A 17277-nucleotide genomic window follows, 5' to 3' on the forward strand; every position below is an offset into this window, starting at 1 on the left:
GATGCCTTGTCTAAGCCGCTTTGTGCTCTGCCTGACGGGTGAGAAGTTTTTCACCGTCATGCCCCGTCACAATTCGTTCGATAATTTCGCCAGCATTACCCTGATCCACCGCGGCAAGCGTAAAGCCTTCCGTGCGGGCAATGCCTTCCTTCTCGATCAACAGGCGCTGCGCGGTGCCGTTGAGAGAGGTGAGGTGTTTTTCATAAGCCTGATCGCCGACAGAACGCAGCCTTTTGGCGCGTTCCTTCACGATTTCGCGCCTGACCTGTGGCATGCGCGCAGCCGGTGTGCCTTCGCGTGCGCTGTATGGAAAGACGTGCAAATGCGTTAGCCCGCATTCCTCAACGATCTTCATTGAGTTTGCGAACATCTCTTCGGTTTCGGTCGGGAAACCAGCAATGATGTCGGCACCGAATACGATGTCGGGGCGAAGCGCGCGTACATCTTCGCAGAAGCGGATTGAATCATCGCGCAAATGGCGACGCTTCATGCGCTTTAAAATCATGTCGTCACCTGCCTGAAGCGACAGATGCAGATGTGGCATCAGACGCTTTTCATTGGCGATGCTCTCCATCAGGTCTTCGTCGGCTTCGATGGAATCAATGGATGACAGGCGCAGGCGCTGCAAATCCGGCACCTGACTGAGAACGGTTTTCACCAGCTTGCCAAGGCGTAAGCTTCCCGGCAGATCAGGACCATAAGAGGTCATGTCCACGCCTGTCAGCACCACTTCGGCATAACCATTATCGACGAGGCGTTTGACCTGATCGACCACGCCACCCATCGGCACCGAGCGCGAATTGCCGCGACCATAAGGGATAATGCAAAAGGTGCAGCGATGATCGCAGCCATTTTGCACCTGAACGAATGCGCGGGCGCGGCCCTCAATGGCATCGACCATATGGCTTGCGGTTTCGCGCACTTCCATAATGTCGTTGACGCGGACCTTTTCAAACTGGTTCACGCCGAAATCTGGCAGCATGCGGTAGGAGTTGGATTTCAACTTTTCCTCATTACCGAGAATGAGGTCAACTTCATCCATGGCCTCGAATTTGGCCGATTCTGTTTGCGCGGCACAGCCCGTCACAATGATACGGGCTTGCGGATTATCGCGGCGGGCTTTGCGGATCGCCTGACGCGCCTGACGCACGGCTTCCGATGTAACGGCACAGGTGTTGAAGATGATCGCGCCATCTTTGAGTTCGCCAAGGCCAGCACTATCGGCTTCGCGTTTCATCACCTCGGATTCATAGGTGTTGAGGCGGCATCCGAAGGTTACAACTTCCACAGCCATCAGGCAGCTCCCCGGCTGGTCTTTGGGGCGTACTCCCATGCGCCGGTTGCAGGATCAAATGTGCCGTCAAATTCCCATTCGGCAGGGCCGGTCATCATGACGTGATCATCCTCGCGCCATTCGATTTTAAGCGGACCACCGGGGACATTCACGGTGACATTGCGTTCGGTGCGGCCCGTGCGTGCGCCTGAAACAGCCGCAGCGCAGGCAGCAGAGCCGCAAGCGCGGGTCAAGCCCGCACCACGTTCCCATGTGCGCAGGTTCATGCTGTCGCGCGATGTGACCTGAGCGATGGAGATATTGGCGCGTTCCGGGAAGATCGGATCATGTTCCAGCCCCGGCCCATATTGATCGAGCGCATAGGACCAGACGTCGTTTTCAACCCAGAAGATCGCATGCGGGTTGCCCATCGATGCAATCGACGGCGATCGCAGAACAGGTGCATCGGCAGGGCCAGCAGACAGATCGATGGCGCGTGTGTCGGCGACTTCATGGGCGAGGGGGATTTCCTTCCAGCCAAAATGCGGCTTACCCATATCGACCGTGATCAACCCGTCTTCATGTTCATTGGCGGTCAGAATACCTGCCAATGTCTGGAAGATGTAATCCTGTTTGCCACTTTCATTGGAAAGCCACTGCACAACGCAGCGCGTGCCGTTGCCACAAGCTTGCGCCTGTGTGCCATCACAATTGATGATCTCGATATAATGATCGGTGCCGGGGGTTTTTGGATCATGGATCGCCATGATTTGATCGAATGAGGTGGCTTCGTCACCGGCCAAACGGATTGCAGCGCTCGGTGCGATATGATCGCCGCGCCCGCGCATATCGGCAACAATGATCTTGTTGCCTAGTCCGTTCATTTTGGCGAAGATAGCCTTACTCATTGATGGTTCCGGATCCCGTATATTCTGGAAAGGTTCTGGAGCGTGTTTCGATCTGATTTGATCAGATCTGCGCTCCAACTTATTTATTTTAAGCCGCATCTTAGTCCGAAAACCGTTTCACACTTTTCGGGATGCGCCTTATATGGCGGAAAAGCCCACAAATTGCCAGTACCGGCGCGCTATTGGCCGCACCGTCCTCTGATGACATTCATTATTGATAGCAATTTCTTCAAAAACTGTGTCCTTCCTGCGCCATTTCAAAAATTTCTAAGCTATTTCAAGCCTCTTCGGCTCATTTTGCATAAATTCGCCATAGCCCACTGTTGATTTTTTAACCATATCGCCATTTTATCGGTGCAATATTGTTTTAGCTCGAGCTTTCAAACTCGACGGTGCGAGGGGCGCTCCCCCGAATAGTCAGCCCCACGAACACGCCTGAACTTAAGGCGGAATTGGAGAACCAGATGGGAATTTCAAAAGCAAGTTTGCTCAGCATTGCTGCAGCGGGCGCAATTCTGGCTGGTTGTCAGAGCTCCCGGGTTGGTGGCTTTGACAATACGGTATCGCCGCCGCCACCTGCACCGCTGCGCTCTGCTCCTGTAAGTTCCGTACAGTCTGGAAATCTGAATGCGCCAACCTCGTTCCCGACCGCGCCAGCAACGGACATGTCGCAGCCAGAAGCTGGCACACAGGTTGCAAGCCTTCCGCCCGAATCAGCGCCTGATCTGACACCGGGCAAGGTTGCTGGTGTGTGGAATGCTTCACTTGCCGGTCAGCAGTGTAAGATTGCAACGCCGCAGACCAAATATGGTCAGGGTTTCCGCGCTGGTCCGCTGCGCTGCCCGGGTGAACTGGGAAGCCTCGCTTCATGGGCTGTCAGCGGCAAGCAGCTTTCGCTCTATGATGCCAATGGTGGCACGGTCGCGACACTTTATTCTTCCGGTCAGGGCCGCTTCGATGGCCAGACCACAAGCGGCCAGACTGTTTCGCTGTCGCGCTGATCAGGCAATTGAGTTAAAGACAGGCGGAGCAGTCGCGAGACGCTCCGCCTTTTCTACAATTAGGCGGTTGGACAAGCAATCATGTCTTTCGACGGTAATCTGAAAGCGTTCCCATCGGTTCGTGAGCATTATGATGCGCTGGTAAGGGCAGGCGAGGTTGATTCCGATCCCGCACAGCTTGAGCTGACTGAGCGTTATGACCGCCTCATTGAGGAGATTTGCACCAAGCGTCTGTCGCGCAAATCGAGCGCTTTGGGCTGGCTGTTTGGTAAGCGCAAGGAAATTGCCACAGTCAAAGGACTTTATGTTCACGGTGAAGTTGGCCGCGGTAAGACCATGCTGATGGATATGTTCCTTCAGCTTTTGCCGATTGAACGCAAGCGCCGTGCGCATTTCAATGATTTTATGGCGGATGCGCATGAGCGCATTAATGCACATCGTCAGGCTTTGAAGCGCGGCGAAACCAAGCAAGAAGACCCGATACCGCCGGTGGCTGAGGCTCTTGCTCAACAGGCATGGGTGCTGTGCTTCGACGAATTCACCGTCACTGATATTGCCGATGCGATGATCCTGTCGCGCCTGTTCAGCGCCTTGTTTGAACGCGGCGTGGTGCTGATTGCCACCTCGAATGTTGCGCCAGACAATCTCTATCGCGATGGGCTGAACCGTCAGCTGTTTCTGCCATTCGTTGATATTCTCAAAAAGCATGTCGATGTGATCAATCTCGATTCACGCACCGATTATCGTCTTGAAAAGCTTGATCGTCAGCCGGTTTATCTGACGCCGCTTAATTCTGAGACGACCAAGCGCATGGATGCAGCATGGACCGCCCATAAGGATGGGCAGCAAGAAAAGCCTGATGTCGTCCATATCAAGGGCCGCGATATCGTCGTGCGTCAAGCTGTGCCGGGTGCCGCGCGCTTCACTTTCGACGAGCTTTGCGCACAGCCGCTTGCAGCCAATGATTATATTGCCATTGTTTCACGCTACCAGACGCTGTTCATCGATGATGTGCCGGTGCTTGACCATTCCCGCCGCAATGAAGCCAAGCGCTTTATTCTGCTAATCGACGTTCTTTATGATCATCACGCGCGGCTTTTTGTTTCCGCCGAAGCGCAGCCTGAAAAGCTCTATCAGGCAAAGCAGGGTGTTGAAGCTTTCGAGTTTGATCGCACTGCATCGCGCCTGTTTGAAATGCAGAGCGCTGAATATCTGGATGCATTTTCTGAAAAAGCAGCACAGTAAAATGCGGGCGTATTGCCCCTTCACCATCATCTAACTGCCACAGACTCGACTTATATCATCCGCGAGCTATGTTGGTGGGACACGGCTTGGGTGGGATGCAGTTGTCTTCATGTTGATTGAACTCACCAGCAAAAAATCATTTGCGGACGCGCTGTCTTGTTTCAAGAGATGCAAAACAGCCGGACGAAGAGACTCAATTGCCTTCATTTTGCTAAAATATCTTACGTTTACGTAAGAACATATAATTCTAACCGATTGAAAACATTGGTCGCAAAATAATGAGTTGAGTTTTTTTTGAAAGAGTCCTATCGAACCCTCGCAGCGCAGACGCGTTTTCCGGGAGGAAACCGGATAGCTTCATGCGTTTCTGGATCAAACTTGAGGAAAGAAACAACATGGCACGCAACAAGATTGCCCTCATCGGCTCCGGTATGATTGGCGGCACGCTCGCTCATCTTGCTGGTCTGAAGGAACTCGGCGACGTCGTCCTTTTCGACATTGCGGAAGGTACTCCGCAGGGTAAGGGACTGGATATCGCAGAATCTTCACCGGTTGACGGTTTTGATGCGAAGTTCACCGGTGCAAACGACTATGCCGCAATCGAAGGCTCGGACGTTGTCATCGTTACCGCAGGCGTGCCGCGTAAGCCGGGCATGAGCCGCGATGATCTTCTGGGTATTAACCTGAAGGTCATGGAACAGGTCGGCGCAGGCATCAAGAAATACGCTCCTGAAGCTTTCGTTATCTGCATCACCAACCCGCTTGATGCGATGGTCTGGGCTTTGCAGAAGTTCTCCGGTCTGCCAGCACACAAGGTTGTCGGCATGGCTGGCGTTCTCGATAGCGCCCGTTTCCGCTACTTCCTGTCGGAAGAATTCAACGTGTCGGTTGAAGACGTCACTGCATTCGTGCTTGGCGGCCACGGCGACAGCATGGTTCCGCTGGCTCGTTATTCGACTGTTGCCGGTATCCCGCTTCCAGACCTCGTCAAGATGGGCTGGACCACACAGGAAAAGCTCGACAAGATCATTCAGCGCACCCGTGACGGCGGCGCAGAAATCGTCGGCCTGCTCAAGACCGGTTCTGCTTTCTACGCACCGGCAGCTTCGGCCATTCAGATGGCTGAATCCTACCTCAAGGACAAGAAGCGCGTTCTGCCAGTGGCAGCACAGCTGACTGGCCAGTATGGCGTCAAAGACATGTATGTCGGCGTTCCAACCGTAATTGGTGCCAATGGCGTTGAACGTATTATCGAGATCGATCTCGATAAGGACGAAAAGGCCGAGTTCGAAAAGTCGGTCGATTCTGTAGCCGGTCTTTGTGAAGCTTGCGTCGGTATCGCACCGTCACTGAAATAAGTTCCAGACAAGGCCGGATCGCTCTTGAAAGCGTTCCGGCCTTTTCCGGCTGTTAATCCGCAGAGGACAACCAGATGAATATTCACGAATATCAGGCCAAGCGCCTGCTCCACACTTATGGCGCACCAATCGCCAATGGTGTGGCTGTTTATTCCGTCGAACAGGCGGAAGAATGGGCAAAGACGCTTCCAGGCCCGCTTTATGTCGTCAAGAGCCAGATCCATGCTGGTGGACGCGGCAAGGGCAAATTCAAGGAACTCGGTCCTGATGCAAAGGGCGGCGTTCGCCTTGCAAAGTCGATCGAAGAAGTTGTTTCCCACGCCAAGGAAATGCTCGGCAACACGCTCGTGACCAAGCAGACCGGCGACGCTGGCAAGCAGGTCAACCGTCTTTACATCGAAGATGGCGCAGATATTGAGCGTGAGCTTTATCTCTCGATCCTCATCGACCGCACCGTTGGCCGTCCTGCTTTCGTCGTTTCGACCGAAGGCGGCATGGACATTGAAGCTGTTGCTGAAGAAACACCTGAGAAGATTATCACCGTTGCTATCGATCCTGCCAAGGGCGTGACCGATGAAGACGCCAACAAGCTCGCTGACGCGTTGAAGCTTGAAGGTGCAGCACGTGAAGATGCTCTCAAGCTGTTCCCGATCCTCTACAAGGCTTACACCGATAAGGATATGAGCCTTCTGGAAATCAACCCGCTGATCGTCATGACCGATGGCCGCGTGCGCGTTCTCGATGCCAAGGTATCGTTCGACGGCAATGCACTGTTCCGTCATCCTGACATTCAGGAACTGCGCGATCTGTCGGAAGAAGACGAAAAGGAAATCGAAGCTTCCAAGCACGATCTCGCTTACGTCGCTCTTGATGGCAATATCGGCTGCATGGTCAACGGCGCTGGCCTTGCCATGGCAACCATGGACATCATCAAGCTTTACGGTGCTGAGCCAGCTAACTTCCTCGACGTTGGTGGCGGCGCTACCAAGGAGAAAGTAACGTCTGCGTTTAAGATTATCACCGCTGATCCAGCTGTTCAGGGCATTCTGGTCAACATCTTCGGTGGTATCATGAAGTGCGACGTGATCGCTGAAGGCGTTATCGCTGCGGTCAAGGAAGTCGGCCTCAAGGTTCCATTGGTTGTCCGTCTTGAAGGCACCAATGTTGAACTTGGCAAGAAGATCATCAACGAGAGCGGCCTGAATGTTATTTCGGCTGACGATCTCGACGATGCGGCGCAGAAAATCGTCGCTGCAGTGAAGGGAAACTAAGGCATGTCCATTCTCGTTAACAAGGACACCAAGGTTCTCGTACAGGGCCTGACCGGCAAGACCGGAACTTTCCACACCGAACAGGCGCTTGCTTATTACGGCACGCAGATGGTCGGCGGTATCAACCCTAAGAAGGGTGGCGAAACCTGGGAAGGTTCCAAGGGCGAACAGCTTCCAATTTTTGCAACTGTTGCAGAAGCTAAGGAACGCACAGGTGCAGACGCATCGGTGATCTACGTTCCGCCAGCAGGTGCTGCGGCTGCAATCATTGAAGCAATCGAAGCCGAAGTCAGCTTCATTGTTTGCATCACCGAAGGCATTCCTGTCATGGACATGGTTCGCGTCAAGGAGCGTCTCGAACGCTCGAAGTCGCGCCTGCTCGGACCAAACTGCCCAGGCATCCTGACCCCTGAAGAATGCAAGATCGGCATTATGCCGGGCAATATCTTCAAGAAGGGTTCTGTGGGTGTTGTTTCGCGCTCCGGCACACTTACCTATGAAGCAGTGTTCCAGACTTCGAACGAAGGCCTCGGCCAGACCACTGCTGTTGGTATCGGCGGTGATCCGGTTAAGGGCACTGAGTTCATCGACGTGCTGGAAATGTTCCTGGCAGACGATGAAACCAAGTCGATTGTCATGATCGGTGAAATTGGTGGCTCTGCTGAAGAAGATGCAGCGCAGTTCATCAAGGACGAAGCAAAGCGCGGTCGCTCGAAGCCAATGGTTGGCTTTATCGCTGGCCGTACTGCTCCTGCCGGACGCACCATGGGCCATGCAGGCGCTGTGATCTCGGGTGGCAAGGGCGGCGCAGAAGACAAGATTGCAGCCATGGAATCGGCTGGCATTCGCGTGTCTCCTTCGCCAGCACAGCTCGGCAAGACGCTGGTTGAAGTCCTCAAGGGCTGAGACTGCGTCGTTGATTGAAATGATCCGGCAGCGGCGAAAGTTGCTGCCGGGACAAGCGCATCCCAAAAAGTGTGAAGCGGTTTTTGGATAAGATGCGCGCAAAAATACTGAATGCGGTTGGTTTAAGAGAATGTCAGGCTTTGGCCATCATTCTCCCGCAGAGACTGATTTGTAAACGAGTTATGCCGGGGTCTGTTGTGGTTCCTCCCCGGCGGCGTGAGGGATGAAGGTCAAAAGCTTCCGGCCCGCGCATGATGAGCTACTATAAGGAGACGGAGCGGAGGCTCCGGATTAGGTTATGGCAAGGCAAGAACAAGCCAATGACGTTTTCGCCCTTACCTCGTTTCTCTATGGCGGCAATGCCGACTATATTGAGGAGCTCTATGCCAAATACGAGGATGATCCCACATCGGTTGATCAGGAATGGCGCGATTTCTTTGCAGAGCTGAAAGACGATGCCGACGATGTGCGTAAGAACGCACAGGGCGCATCCTGGACGCGCAAGAATTGGCCAATTCCTGCCAATGGCGAGCTGATTTCCGCACTTGACGGCAACTGGGCCGAAGTCGAAAAGCATGTCACGGACAAGCTTAAGGGCAAGGCTGCAAAGGGCGATGCCAAGGCTTCTGCTGCAACATTGACATCAGAAGAGATTGCACAGGCTGCACGCGATAGCGTTCGCGCCATCATGATGATCCGCGCCTATCGTATGCGTGGTCATCTGCATGCTAATCTCGATCCGCTTGGTCTTGCTGAAAAGCCAAATGATTTTAGCGAACTCGATGCATCGACCTATGGCTTCACGCCTGCCGATTATGATCGCAAGATCTTCATCGACAATGTTCTGGGTCTTGAATACGCGACTGTTCCGCAGATGCTTGAAATTCTCAAGCGCACTTATTGCGGCAATGTTGGCGTTGAATTCATGCATATTTCCGATCCGATCGAAAAGGCATGGATTCAGGAACGCATCGAAGGCCCAGATAAAGCCTATGCTTTCACTGCTGAAGGCAAGAAAGCTATTCTATCGAAGCTGATCGAAGCCGAAGGCTTTGAGCAGTTCATCGATGTGAAGTACAAGGGCACCAAGCGTTTCGGTCTTGATGGCGGTGAATCGCTGATCCCGGCGCTGGAGCAGATCGTCAAGCGTGGCGGTCAGATGGGCCTCAAGGAAGTCGTGCTCGGCATGGCGCACCGTGGTCGTCTGAACGTGCTTTCACAGGTTATGGGCAAGCCGCATCGCGCGATCTTCCACGAGTTCAAGGGCGGCTCTTATGCGCCTGACGATGTGGAAGGTTCGGGCGACGTGAAGTACCATCTTGGTGCATCGTCGGACCGCGAGTTCGATGGCAACAAGGTTCACCTTTCGCTGACCGCAAACCCGTCGCATCTTGAAATCGTCAATCCGGTTGTCATGGGCAAGGCACGCGCCAAGCAGGATCTGCTTGTGGGCCGTACCCGCGACGACATGGTGCCACTGACTGAACGCGCGAAAGTTCTGCCGCTGTTGTTGCACGGCGATGCAGCTTTCGCAGGTCAGGGTGTTGTTGCCGAGTGTCTTGGTCTCTCGGGTCTGAAAGGCCACCGGGTCGGCGGTACCCTGCACTTCATCATCAACAACCAGATCGGTTTCACCACCAATCCGGCCTTCTCACGTTCATCGCCTTATCCATCGGATGTGGCGAAGATGATCGAAGCGCCGATCTTCCACGTCAATGGTGACGATCCGGAAGCGGTTGTTTTTGCGGCTAAGGTTGCGATGGAATTCCGTATGATCTTCCACAAGCCTGTGGTGATCGACATGTTCTGCTATCGCCGCTTCGGCCATAATGAAGGTGACGAACCTTCATTTACACAGCCATTGATGTACAAGGAAATCCGCGCGCACAAGACCACTGTTCAGCTCTACAGCGACAAGCTGATGGCTGAAGGTCTGCTTGCACAGGCTGACATCGACAAGATGAAGGCTGACTGGCGCGAAAAGCTTGAGCAGGAATTTGAAGCTGGTCAGAGCTACAAGCCGAACAAGGCTGACTGGTTTGACGGTGCGTGGAGCGGTTTGCGTACGGCGGACAATGCCGACGAACAGCGTCGCGGCAAGACCGGCGTTCCGATCAAGACGCTCAAGGAAATCGGCAAGAAGCTTGTTGAAGTGCCGAAGGATTTCAACGTCCATCGCACGATCCAGCGCTTCCTCGATAACCGCGCCAAGATGATGGAGACTGGCGAAGGCATCGATTGGGCAACTGCTGAATCGCTGGCATTCGGATCGCTGGTTTCCGAAGGCAGCCCGATCCGTCTGTCCGGTCAAGACGTGGAACGCGGCACCTTCTCGCAGCGCCACACGGTTCTCTATGATCAGGAAACCCAGAACCGCTATATCCCGCTGAACAATATTCAGAAGGGGCAGGCAATCTACGAAGCTATCAACTCGATGCTTTCGGAAGAAGCTGTGCTCGGCTACGAATATGGGTATTCGCTGTCCGATCCACGCGCTCTGGTTCTCTGGGAAGCCCAGTTCGGCGATTTCGCCAACGGTGCGCAGGTCGTATTCGATCAGTTCATCTCTTCGGGTGAACGCAAGTGGCTGCGTATGTCGGGTCTCGTCTGCCTTCTGCCGCATGGCTATGAAGGCCAGGGTCCTGAGCATTCGTCTGCTCGTCTGGAACGCTGGTTGCAGATGTGTGCTGAAGATAACATGCAGGTCGCAAACGTTACCACGCCGGCTAACTACTTCCACATTCTACGCCGTCAGATGAAGCGTGACTTCCGTAAGCCGCTGATCATGATGACGCCAAAGTCGCTGCTGCGCCACAAGCGTGCTGTGTCGAGCCTCAACGAACTGTCGGGCGATTCATCGTTCCACCGTCTGCTTTGGGATGACGCACAGTACAACAAGGGCGAAGCTGGCATTAAGCTTCAGAAGGATGGCAAGATCCGTCGCGTGGTTCTTTGCTCGGGTAAGGTCTATTACGATCTTTACGAAGAGCGCGAAAAGCGTGGCATCGACGATGTCTACCTTCTGCGTGTCGAACAGCTTTATCCGTTCCCGGCAAAGGCGCTCATCAATGAGCTGTCGCGCTTCCGTCAGGCAGAAATTGTCTGGTGTCAGGAAGAGCCGAAGAACATGGGTGCGTGGTCGTTCATCGATCCGTATCTCGAATGGGTACTTGCACATATCGACGCCAAGCATCAGCGCGTTCGCTACACCGGTCGTCCGGCAGCGGCGTCGCCTGCAACAGGTCTGATGTCGAAGCACCTTGCGCAGCTTGAGGCTTTCCTCGAGGATGCACTCGGAAACTAATTGAATTGTCAGTAAGAAGCGGTTTGGAAAAGCCGCTTCTTACTGAATTGAACATAAATCTAAAGATCGAAGATCACGGAAGAAGAAACCATGGCCACCGAAATTCGCGTTCCCACGCTTGGGGAGTCCGTTACTGAGGCAACCATCGGAAAGTGGTTCAAGAAGGTTGGCGACACAATCGCTGCTGACGAACCGCTGGTGGAACTGGAAACCGACAAGGTGACAATTGAAGTTCCGGCTGCGGCTGCGGGCGTTCTCGCTGAAATCGTGGCGCAGGAAGGCGACACTGTTGAAGTGAACGCACTGCTCGGCCAGATTTCCGGCGCGGGTTCTGCACCTGCTCCGAAAAAGGAAGAAGCCAAGCCAGCAGCAGCTGCTGCTCCGGCGGCGGCGCCTGCTGCTTCGACATCCGGTCCGGCAATGCAGCCAGCACCGGCTGCTTCCAAGCTTCTCGCTGAAAAAGGCCTGTCAGCTGATCAGGTTGATGGTTCGGGCAAGCGCGGTCAGGTTCTCAAGGGCGACGTTCTCGACGCAATCGCTAAGGGTGTGTCGGCTGCTCCGGTCGCTCAGGCTCCTGCGGCCGCGGCACGTCCTGCTTCATCGGCTGATGATGCACCACGCGAAGAACGCGTGAAGATGACCCGTCTGCGTCAGACCATTGCACGTCGTCTGAAAGACGCGCAGAACACCGCTGCAATGCTCACGACTTACAACGAAGTCGATATGTCTGCTGTGATGGAGCTTCGCGCTCGTTACAAGGACATTTTTGAAAAGAAGCACGGCGTTAAGCTCGGCTTCATGGGCTTCTTCACGAAGGCTGTGACACATGCGCTGAAGGAAATCCCGGCTGTTAACGCCGAGATTGACGGCAACGACATCATCTACAAGAACTTTGCCCATGTCGGCATGGCTGTTGGCACCGATAAGGGTCTTGTTGTTCCAGTTATCCGCGATGCCGATCAGCGTTCAATCGCTGGCGTTGAAAAGGAACTTGGTCGTCTTGCGAAAGCTGCGCGCGATGGTTCGCTTTCGATGGCTGACATGCAGGGCGGCACCTTCACCATCACCAATGGTGGCGTGTACGGCTCGCTGATGTCTTCGCCGATCCTCAACTCGCCGCAGTCGGGTATTCTCGGCATGCACAAGATTCAGGATCGTCCGGTTGTTGTTGGCGGCCAGATCGTCATCCGTCCGATGATGTATCTCGCGCTCTCCTACGATCACCGTATCGTTGACGGCAAGGAAGCAGTGACCTTCCTCGTTCGCGTTAAGGAAAGCCTGGAAGATCCAGAACGTCTGGTTCTCGATCTTTAATCGCAACGCATTATCCTACGCAAAACCGCTTCGCGCTTTTGCTGGAAATGCTCTGAGGTAAAAAATAATGGAGCCGGGTATCCTTTCCGCGTCGTCTTTTCTTCCGCTGATTGGCTGGAGTGTCGTTCTGCTGGTGGTTCATATCCTCCTGCAGGGCTGGACGGTGACGAGGGAGCTCGGCTCCAAATGGAATGCGGGTCCGCGCGATAATGGCTTGAAAGCCTCTGGTCATCTGGCCGGTCGTGCGGAACGCGCTTCCAATAATTTCCGCGAGACTTATCCTGCATTTGTTGCGCTCGCTTTGGGCCTTGTGTTTAAAGGCGATGCGGCAACTCTCGGGCTTTATGGTGCATGGATATGGTTTATCTGCCGCATCGTCTATGTGCCGCTTTATCTGGCGGGTATCCCGTATATCCGCTCGCTGGTCTGGGTTGGTTCGCTGGCCGGGCTTGCACTCATGTTTTTCAATCTGGTTTTTTGATGCTTGCCTGCATCGTGACGATGCGGGGCGAAGGATAAGTGATGCATCCCTATCTGTTTGAACTTGCATCCCTGATGGCGATCTTTGTTTTCGCTATCGTTTCGCCGGGCGCTGATCTGGCGATGGTTATTCGTCAGTCGCTGATGCATGGCCGTCGCGAGGCAATCATTACCAGCTTTGGTATTGGTGCAGCACTCATGATGCATGTCACTTATACGGTGCTTGGTCTGGGGCTGATCATTTCGCAGTCGATCTATTTGTTCAACATCGTCAAATGGTGTGGTGTGGCCTATCTGGTCTATATCGGCATTAAAGCGTTGCGCGCAGGCACAACCAAGATCGATGTGGATATGAGCAAACAGGAACCACGCGCCGCGCAGAGCGCAGTTCGGGCGTTCAGCCTTGGTTTCGCTGCCAATGCGCTGAACCCAAAAGCCGTGTTCTTCTTCCTTTCGATTTTCTCGACCGTTGTCAGCCTTCACACCCCCAATGAAGTGAAGCTAGGCTATGGTGTTGTGATGGCCTCGGCATTGATTTCGTGGTTCATCGGTGTCAGCCTTTTCATGACGACGCCAAAAATGCGTGCCGTGTTCTCGCGTGCTTCAAAATGGATCGACAGAACAAGCGGCGTGGTTTTCATTGCGCTTGGTCTCAAACTTGCCATCGCTAAAGCGCAGTAATCGCTGCCGGACGATTGAGGAGAACCGACAGATGCATGACGTTAAGAAGCTTTTCAAAGTGGTGGCTGCATCAGCGCTTGCTGTGACGGTTTTCTCGAGCGCCGTTCAGGCCGCCTGTACACAGAACCGCGCGACTTATCGCGATCAGGGCGATGCTTACACCCTCACCTTCCATGAGGCGCAGTCGAATGCGCTCAAGATGAGCCCAGCACCCACCAATGAATTCACAATCACTGCTGATGACAAGCCGGAGTTTAAGCTGACGGGTCTTGTGATCTGGCCGGAAGAGGGGATTGCGCGCCCGTATGCGCTGATCACCTATAATTGCAAGAATGGCGGCACGGAGCCGGAAGATCTCGATGATTGCAGTCTCTGGCAGAGCGTTGTTTATGCGCTGAAAGAAGGTGCGGAAGCCGATGTGTTGCCCAAGGCCGACGAGCCAGCAGCGCAGGCAATTCTGTTTCCTGATCTTGTGACAGCGCTTGATGGATATGATTTTGGTGCAGCGAAGCCGGAAAAGCCGCTTCAGTTTGAAAGCTTCCGCTTTAAATCCTGCACACCTGAGGAATGACCGGATTTCCGGTTGAAAATAATTGACGAGCCGGGAGTGGCTCAGACGTAAGAAGGATAGTTCAATGTCTTATGATGTGGTTGTCATTGGTACCGGCCCCGGCGGCTATGTTGCTGCAATCAAGGCCGCACAGCTCGGCCTATCGGTCGCTGTGGTGGAAAAGCGCAAGACCTTTGGCGGCACCTGTCTCAATGTTGGCTGCATTCCTTCCAAGGCGCTGTTGCATGCGTCTGAAGTCTTTGCCGAAGCCGGTCATTCATTCGACACGCTCGGCGTTGAAATCAGCAAGCCGAAGCTCAATCTTGAAAAGATGATGGCGCATAAGGATGCGACCGTTAAGTCGAATACCTCGGGCGTCGAATTCTTGTTCAAGAAGAACAAGATCACCGCTTTCATAGGCACCGGCAAGGTCATTGCCAAGGGCAAGGTTTCTGTGACTGCCGAAGACGGCAGTGTTCAGGAAATTGAAGCCAAGAACATCATCATTGCAACCGGTTCGGACGTCGCTGGCATTCCGGGCGTTAAGGTCGATATTGACGAGAAGGTCATTCTGTCTTCGACGGGCGCAATTGCGCTCGACAAGGTTCCAGAGCATCTCGTTGTTGTTGGCGGTGGCGTGATTGGTCTTGAGCTTGGTTCGGTCTGGGCGCGTCTCGGCGCGAAAGTGACTGTCGTTGAATATCTCGACAAGGTGCTTGGTGCGATGGATGGCGAAGTGTCGAAGCAGTTCCAGCGTCTGCTGGAGAAGCAGGGCATTGCTTTCAAGCTTAGCGCGAAAGTAACTGGCGTTGAAAAGTCGGCTAAGGGTGCAAAAGTGACCTTTGAGCCGGTTAAGGGTGGCGATGCAGAAACCATCGAAGCCGATGCAGTTCTGATTTCGACTGGCCGTCGTCCTTACACGGATGGTCTGGGTCTTCAGGAAGCTGGCGTGAATGTCGATGATCGCGGTCGCGTTGCGATTGACGGTCACTGGCGCACCAATGTCGAAGGCATTTATGCCATCGGTGACGTGGTTCAGGGCCCGATGCTGGCGCACAAGGCTGAGGATGAAGGCATTGCAGTTGCCGAAATCATCGCTGGTCAGGCTGGACATGTAAACTTCGACGTTATTCCAAGCGTTGTTTACACGCAGCCGGAAGTCGCTTCTGTCGGCAAAACCGAAGAAGAACTGAAAGCCGCTGGCGTTGAATACAAAATTGGCAAGTTCCCGTTCACTGCCAACGGTCGCGCACGCGCTATGCAGCACACGGATGGCTTTGTGAAGATCCTTGCTGACAAGTCAACAGATCGCGTTCTTGGCGCGCATATCCTCGGCTATAATGCCGGTGAAATGATCCACGAACTGGCGGTTCTGATGGAATTTGGTGGTTCGTCCGAAGATCTGGCACGCACTTGCCACGCTCACCCAACCATGTCGGAAGCCGTTCGTGAATCGGCGCTGGCGACTTTCGCCAAGCCAATTCATATGTAATTGCTGGTTTCAGTTCCATAATAAAAGGCCCGCGCAAGCGGGCCTTTTTCGTATGATTAGTTCTGTGCCGGTGGTGCAGGCGGCGGCGGTGTTGTTGGTTCAACTGGTGCCGGTGCTGCTGCAGGTGGCGTTGCTGGCGGTGCCGCAGGTGGCATCGTGGTTTCGCCCTGCGCCGCTGGCGGCGGTGGCGCTGCCGTATCTGTTGTCCCGCTTCTGTAGAAGAAAAAGCCCAGAATGAGGATTGCGGCGAGCAGAATAACTGCAAGCATCATACCGCTGCCACCTTTCGGCTGCGGTGGCCGTCCGACCGGGTTTGCAAGCGGGTCCGTCTGACGCGGATTGTTTAAAGGATCATTACGGGGATCGAGTGGGTCAACCATTTGCTCTCCTCCGGTTGGTTGCAACCATTGGAAGACTTAACGCGAGCGCGCCGCAATTGTTCCAGTTTACTGTGCGGTGATGGTGTAGCCCTGCGCACGCAGGAGTTCTATCAGTCCTTCTTGTCCGGGAAGGTGCAATGCGCCAACGGCAACAAAAGCCCCGCCGTTCCTCAAAATAGGTGCTGCACGCTTTGCCATGATATGATTGCGGTCTGTCAGCAACACTTTTTGGAAAAGCTCGTAATCGTCTTCTGAAAGCCCATCGGGCACAATCTTGCGCAATGCTGGCATGACCATTCCGGTTTCGCCTTGAAGATAAAGCGCAATCGTGGTTTCCATGGCGTCTTCAATCGTATCGCCAAATTGGGCGCTAGAAATCAGATTGCGGATGTGAAAATCAAGCGGAAGCCTGTTCATCGCCTCAAGCTGCTCGACCGCGTTTTCAAGGCCGAGGACCGTCCGGCCCTGATCCTGAGCTTCTGTGATCAGGTATCCGTCGAGGAAGTCCGCGCCTTCGAGTTTTCTCTGTCTTTCGCATTTGGGAAGTGCAAGCAGGCTTGTGATGATCCATGGTTTCATCTTGCCAACGGCACCAAGAATGATGCCGCGCGCTTCCAGTTTCTTATCGATTTCTTCGAGCTGGTCCTGTGGCAGATGCGATTGTAGCGTTGAGCCATCTGTGAACTGGATCAGTTCCGGCTGCTCAAGTTTAACCCGCAGAAAGGCTTTTGGGTCGGTAATATCGGTTGCTTCGACGACAATCGCATCTGCATCATCATAGGCCTTTGCTACCGCATCGGGCAGGGCCATCACGCGCGGATCGCTTAGGTGAATGGTTCCGAACAAATAGGATGGCTTGAGTCCATCCTTCTCGATTTTCCAGAAGATGCCCTTGTGATTGGGCATTTCGCTCGCTTCTTTCTGAAGCTCGGCCCAGAGTTTTGGGTCTTTTTTGTCCAGACCGTCAATAAGATTGACGCCGTGTGGAGTACAGGTGGCTTGCCTGCTTTCAGCGCTGGCATGTGCGGAACTGACGACAAGAGCACAGGCAAAAACAAAGAACAGCTTTTTCATAAGGTGAATATAGGATGGTGAGCGCAAGATGGCACCCTAG

Annotated in this window: 15 protein-coding genes; 11 read left to right on the forward strand and 4 right to left on the reverse strand. The window is 54.0% G+C overall.

Features of this window, described 5'->3' with window-relative positions:
- Positions 1 to 10: 10 nt before the first annotated feature.
- Together mtaB and dapF are read right to left on the reverse strand one after the other, a co-directional pair.
- Positions 11 to 1294, reverse strand: coding sequence for a tRNA (N(6)-L-threonylcarbamoyladenosine(37)-C(2))-methylthiotransferase MtaB (gene mtaB, locus ACOZHT_RS05830; RefSeq protein ID WP_421565368.1), 1284 nt, complete (start codon positions 1292 to 1294; stop codon positions 11 to 13).
- On the reverse strand, positions 1294 to 2181 hold the full coding sequence (gene dapF, locus ACOZHT_RS05835; protein ID WP_421565369.1) for a diaminopimelate epimerase: 888 nt from the start codon (positions 2179 to 2181) through the stop codon (positions 1294 to 1296). Before dapF ends, mtaB begins: the two co-directional genes overlap by 1 nt.
- A 464-nt stretch (positions 2182 to 2645) precedes the next feature.
- Here dapF and ACOZHT_RS05840 point away from each other — a divergent pair, with 464 nt between their 5' ends.
- From ACOZHT_RS05840 to lpdA, 11 genes are all read left to right on the forward strand, one after another.
- A complete protein-coding gene (locus ACOZHT_RS05840; RefSeq protein ID WP_339509036.1) occupies positions 2646 to 3182 on the forward strand; it encodes a protease inhibitor Inh/omp19 family protein in 537 nt (178 codons plus the stop codon).
- Positions 3183 to 3263: 81 nt separating this feature from the next.
- On the forward strand, positions 3264 to 4427 hold the full coding sequence (zapE, locus tag ACOZHT_RS05845; RefSeq protein ID WP_421565370.1) for a cell division protein ZapE: 1164 nt from the start codon (positions 3264 to 3266) through the stop codon (positions 4425 to 4427).
- Positions 4428 to 4822: 395 nt separating this feature from the next.
- Complete coding sequence (mdh, locus tag ACOZHT_RS05850; protein WP_421565371.1) at positions 4823 to 5785, forward strand: malate dehydrogenase; 963 nt, start codon at positions 4823 to 4825, stop codon at positions 5783 to 5785.
- A gap of 74 nt (positions 5786 to 5859) precedes the next feature.
- Complete coding sequence (gene sucC, locus ACOZHT_RS05855) at positions 5860 to 7056, forward strand: ADP-forming succinate--CoA ligase subunit beta (RefSeq protein ID WP_421565372.1); 1197 nt, start codon at positions 5860 to 5862, stop codon at positions 7054 to 7056.
- A 3-nt stretch (positions 7057 to 7059) separates the two neighbouring features.
- Positions 7060 to 7962, forward strand: coding sequence for a succinate--CoA ligase subunit alpha (sucD, locus tag ACOZHT_RS05860; RefSeq protein ID WP_339509032.1), 903 nt, complete (start codon positions 7060 to 7062; stop codon positions 7960 to 7962).
- A 298-nt stretch (positions 7963 to 8260) separates the two neighbouring features.
- On the forward strand, positions 8261 to 11266 hold the full coding sequence (locus ACOZHT_RS05865; protein ID WP_339509031.1) for a 2-oxoglutarate dehydrogenase E1 component: 3006 nt from the start codon (positions 8261 to 8263) through the stop codon (positions 11264 to 11266).
- A gap of 90 nt (positions 11267 to 11356) precedes the next feature.
- Positions 11357 to 12580, forward strand: coding sequence for a 2-oxoglutarate dehydrogenase complex dihydrolipoyllysine-residue succinyltransferase (odhB, locus tag ACOZHT_RS05870; RefSeq protein ID WP_339509030.1), 1224 nt, complete (start codon positions 11357 to 11359; stop codon positions 12578 to 12580).
- Positions 12581 to 12647: 67 nt separating this feature from the next.
- Positions 12648 to 13061 (forward strand): MAPEG family protein, encoded by a 414-nt coding sequence (locus ACOZHT_RS05875; RefSeq protein ID WP_339509029.1) that lies wholly within the window; start codon positions 12648 to 12650, stop codon positions 13059 to 13061.
- A 41-nt stretch (positions 13062 to 13102) separates the two neighbouring features.
- Positions 13103 to 13741 carry a LysE family translocator gene (locus tag ACOZHT_RS05880; RefSeq protein WP_339509028.1) on the forward strand — a complete coding sequence of 213 codons (639 nt, stop codon included), beginning with the start codon at positions 13103 to 13105 and terminating at the stop codon, positions 13739 to 13741.
- Between the two features lie 31 nt (positions 13742 to 13772).
- The gene (locus ACOZHT_RS05885) at positions 13773 to 14312 is read left to right on the forward strand and encodes a hypothetical protein (protein WP_339509027.1); all 540 of its coding nucleotides are present in this window, start codon (positions 13773 to 13775) and stop codon (positions 14310 to 14312) included.
- 64 nt (positions 14313 to 14376) lie between these two features.
- Positions 14377 to 15783 carry a dihydrolipoyl dehydrogenase gene (gene lpdA, locus ACOZHT_RS05890; protein WP_339509026.1) on the forward strand — a complete coding sequence of 469 codons (1407 nt, stop codon included), beginning with the start codon at positions 14377 to 14379 and terminating at the stop codon, positions 15781 to 15783.
- 56 nt (positions 15784 to 15839) lie between these two features.
- On the opposite strand, the gene ACOZHT_RS05895 is transcribed toward lpdA, so the two are convergent.
- Complete coding sequence (locus ACOZHT_RS05895) at positions 15840 to 16163, reverse strand: hypothetical protein (RefSeq protein WP_339509025.1); 324 nt, start codon at positions 16161 to 16163, stop codon at positions 15840 to 15842.
- 66 nt (positions 16164 to 16229) lie between these two features.
- Complete coding sequence (locus ACOZHT_RS05900) at positions 16230 to 17237, reverse strand: TraB/GumN family protein (protein WP_339509504.1); 1008 nt, start codon at positions 17235 to 17237, stop codon at positions 16230 to 16232.
- Positions 17238 to 17277: the final 40 nt, after the last annotated feature.

The organism is Ochrobactrum sp. EDr1-4, assembly GCF_049199085.1.
Lineage (GTDB): Bacteria > Pseudomonadota > Alphaproteobacteria > Rhizobiales > Rhizobiaceae > Brucella.

Bases quoted from the DNA above. Each gene is read 5' to 3' on its own strand.
- mtaB (WP_421565368.1), bottom strand. From the start codon at position 1,294: ATGGCTGTGGAAGTTGTAACCTTCGGATGCCGCCTCAACACCTATGAA.
- dapF (WP_421565369.1), bottom strand. From the start codon at position 2,181: ATGAGTAAGGCTATCTTCGCCAAAATGAACGGACTAGGCAACAAGATC.
- ACOZHT_RS05840 (WP_339509036.1), top strand. From the start codon at position 2,646: ATGGGAATTTCAAAAGCAAGTTTGCTCAGCATTGCTGCAGCGGGCGCA.
- zapE (WP_421565370.1), top strand. From the start codon at position 3,264: ATGTCTTTCGACGGTAATCTGAAAGCGTTCCCATCGGTTCGTGAGCAT.
- mdh (WP_421565371.1), top strand. From the start codon at position 4,823: ATGGCACGCAACAAGATTGCCCTCATCGGCTCCGGTATGATTGGCGGC.
- sucC (WP_421565372.1), top strand. From the start codon at position 5,860: ATGAATATTCACGAATATCAGGCCAAGCGCCTGCTCCACACTTATGGC.
- sucD (WP_339509032.1), top strand. From the start codon at position 7,060: ATGTCCATTCTCGTTAACAAGGACACCAAGGTTCTCGTACAGGGCCTG.
- ACOZHT_RS05865 (WP_339509031.1), top strand. From the start codon at position 8,261: ATGGCAAGGCAAGAACAAGCCAATGACGTTTTCGCCCTTACCTCGTTT.
- odhB (WP_339509030.1), top strand. From the start codon at position 11,357: ATGGCCACCGAAATTCGCGTTCCCACGCTTGGGGAGTCCGTTACTGAG.
- ACOZHT_RS05875 (WP_339509029.1), top strand. From the start codon at position 12,648: ATGGAGCCGGGTATCCTTTCCGCGTCGTCTTTTCTTCCGCTGATTGGC.
- ACOZHT_RS05880 (WP_339509028.1), top strand. From the start codon at position 13,103: ATGCATCCCTATCTGTTTGAACTTGCATCCCTGATGGCGATCTTTGTT.
- ACOZHT_RS05885 (WP_339509027.1), top strand. From the start codon at position 13,773: ATGCATGACGTTAAGAAGCTTTTCAAAGTGGTGGCTGCATCAGCGCTT.
- lpdA (WP_339509026.1), top strand. From the start codon at position 14,377: ATGTCTTATGATGTGGTTGTCATTGGTACCGGCCCCGGCGGCTATGTT.
- ACOZHT_RS05895 (WP_339509025.1), bottom strand. From the start codon at position 16,163: ATGGTTGACCCACTCGATCCCCGTAATGATCCTTTAAACAATCCGCGT.
- ACOZHT_RS05900 (WP_339509504.1), bottom strand. From the start codon at position 17,237: ATGAAAAAGCTGTTCTTTGTTTTTGCCTGTGCTCTTGTCGTCAGTTCC.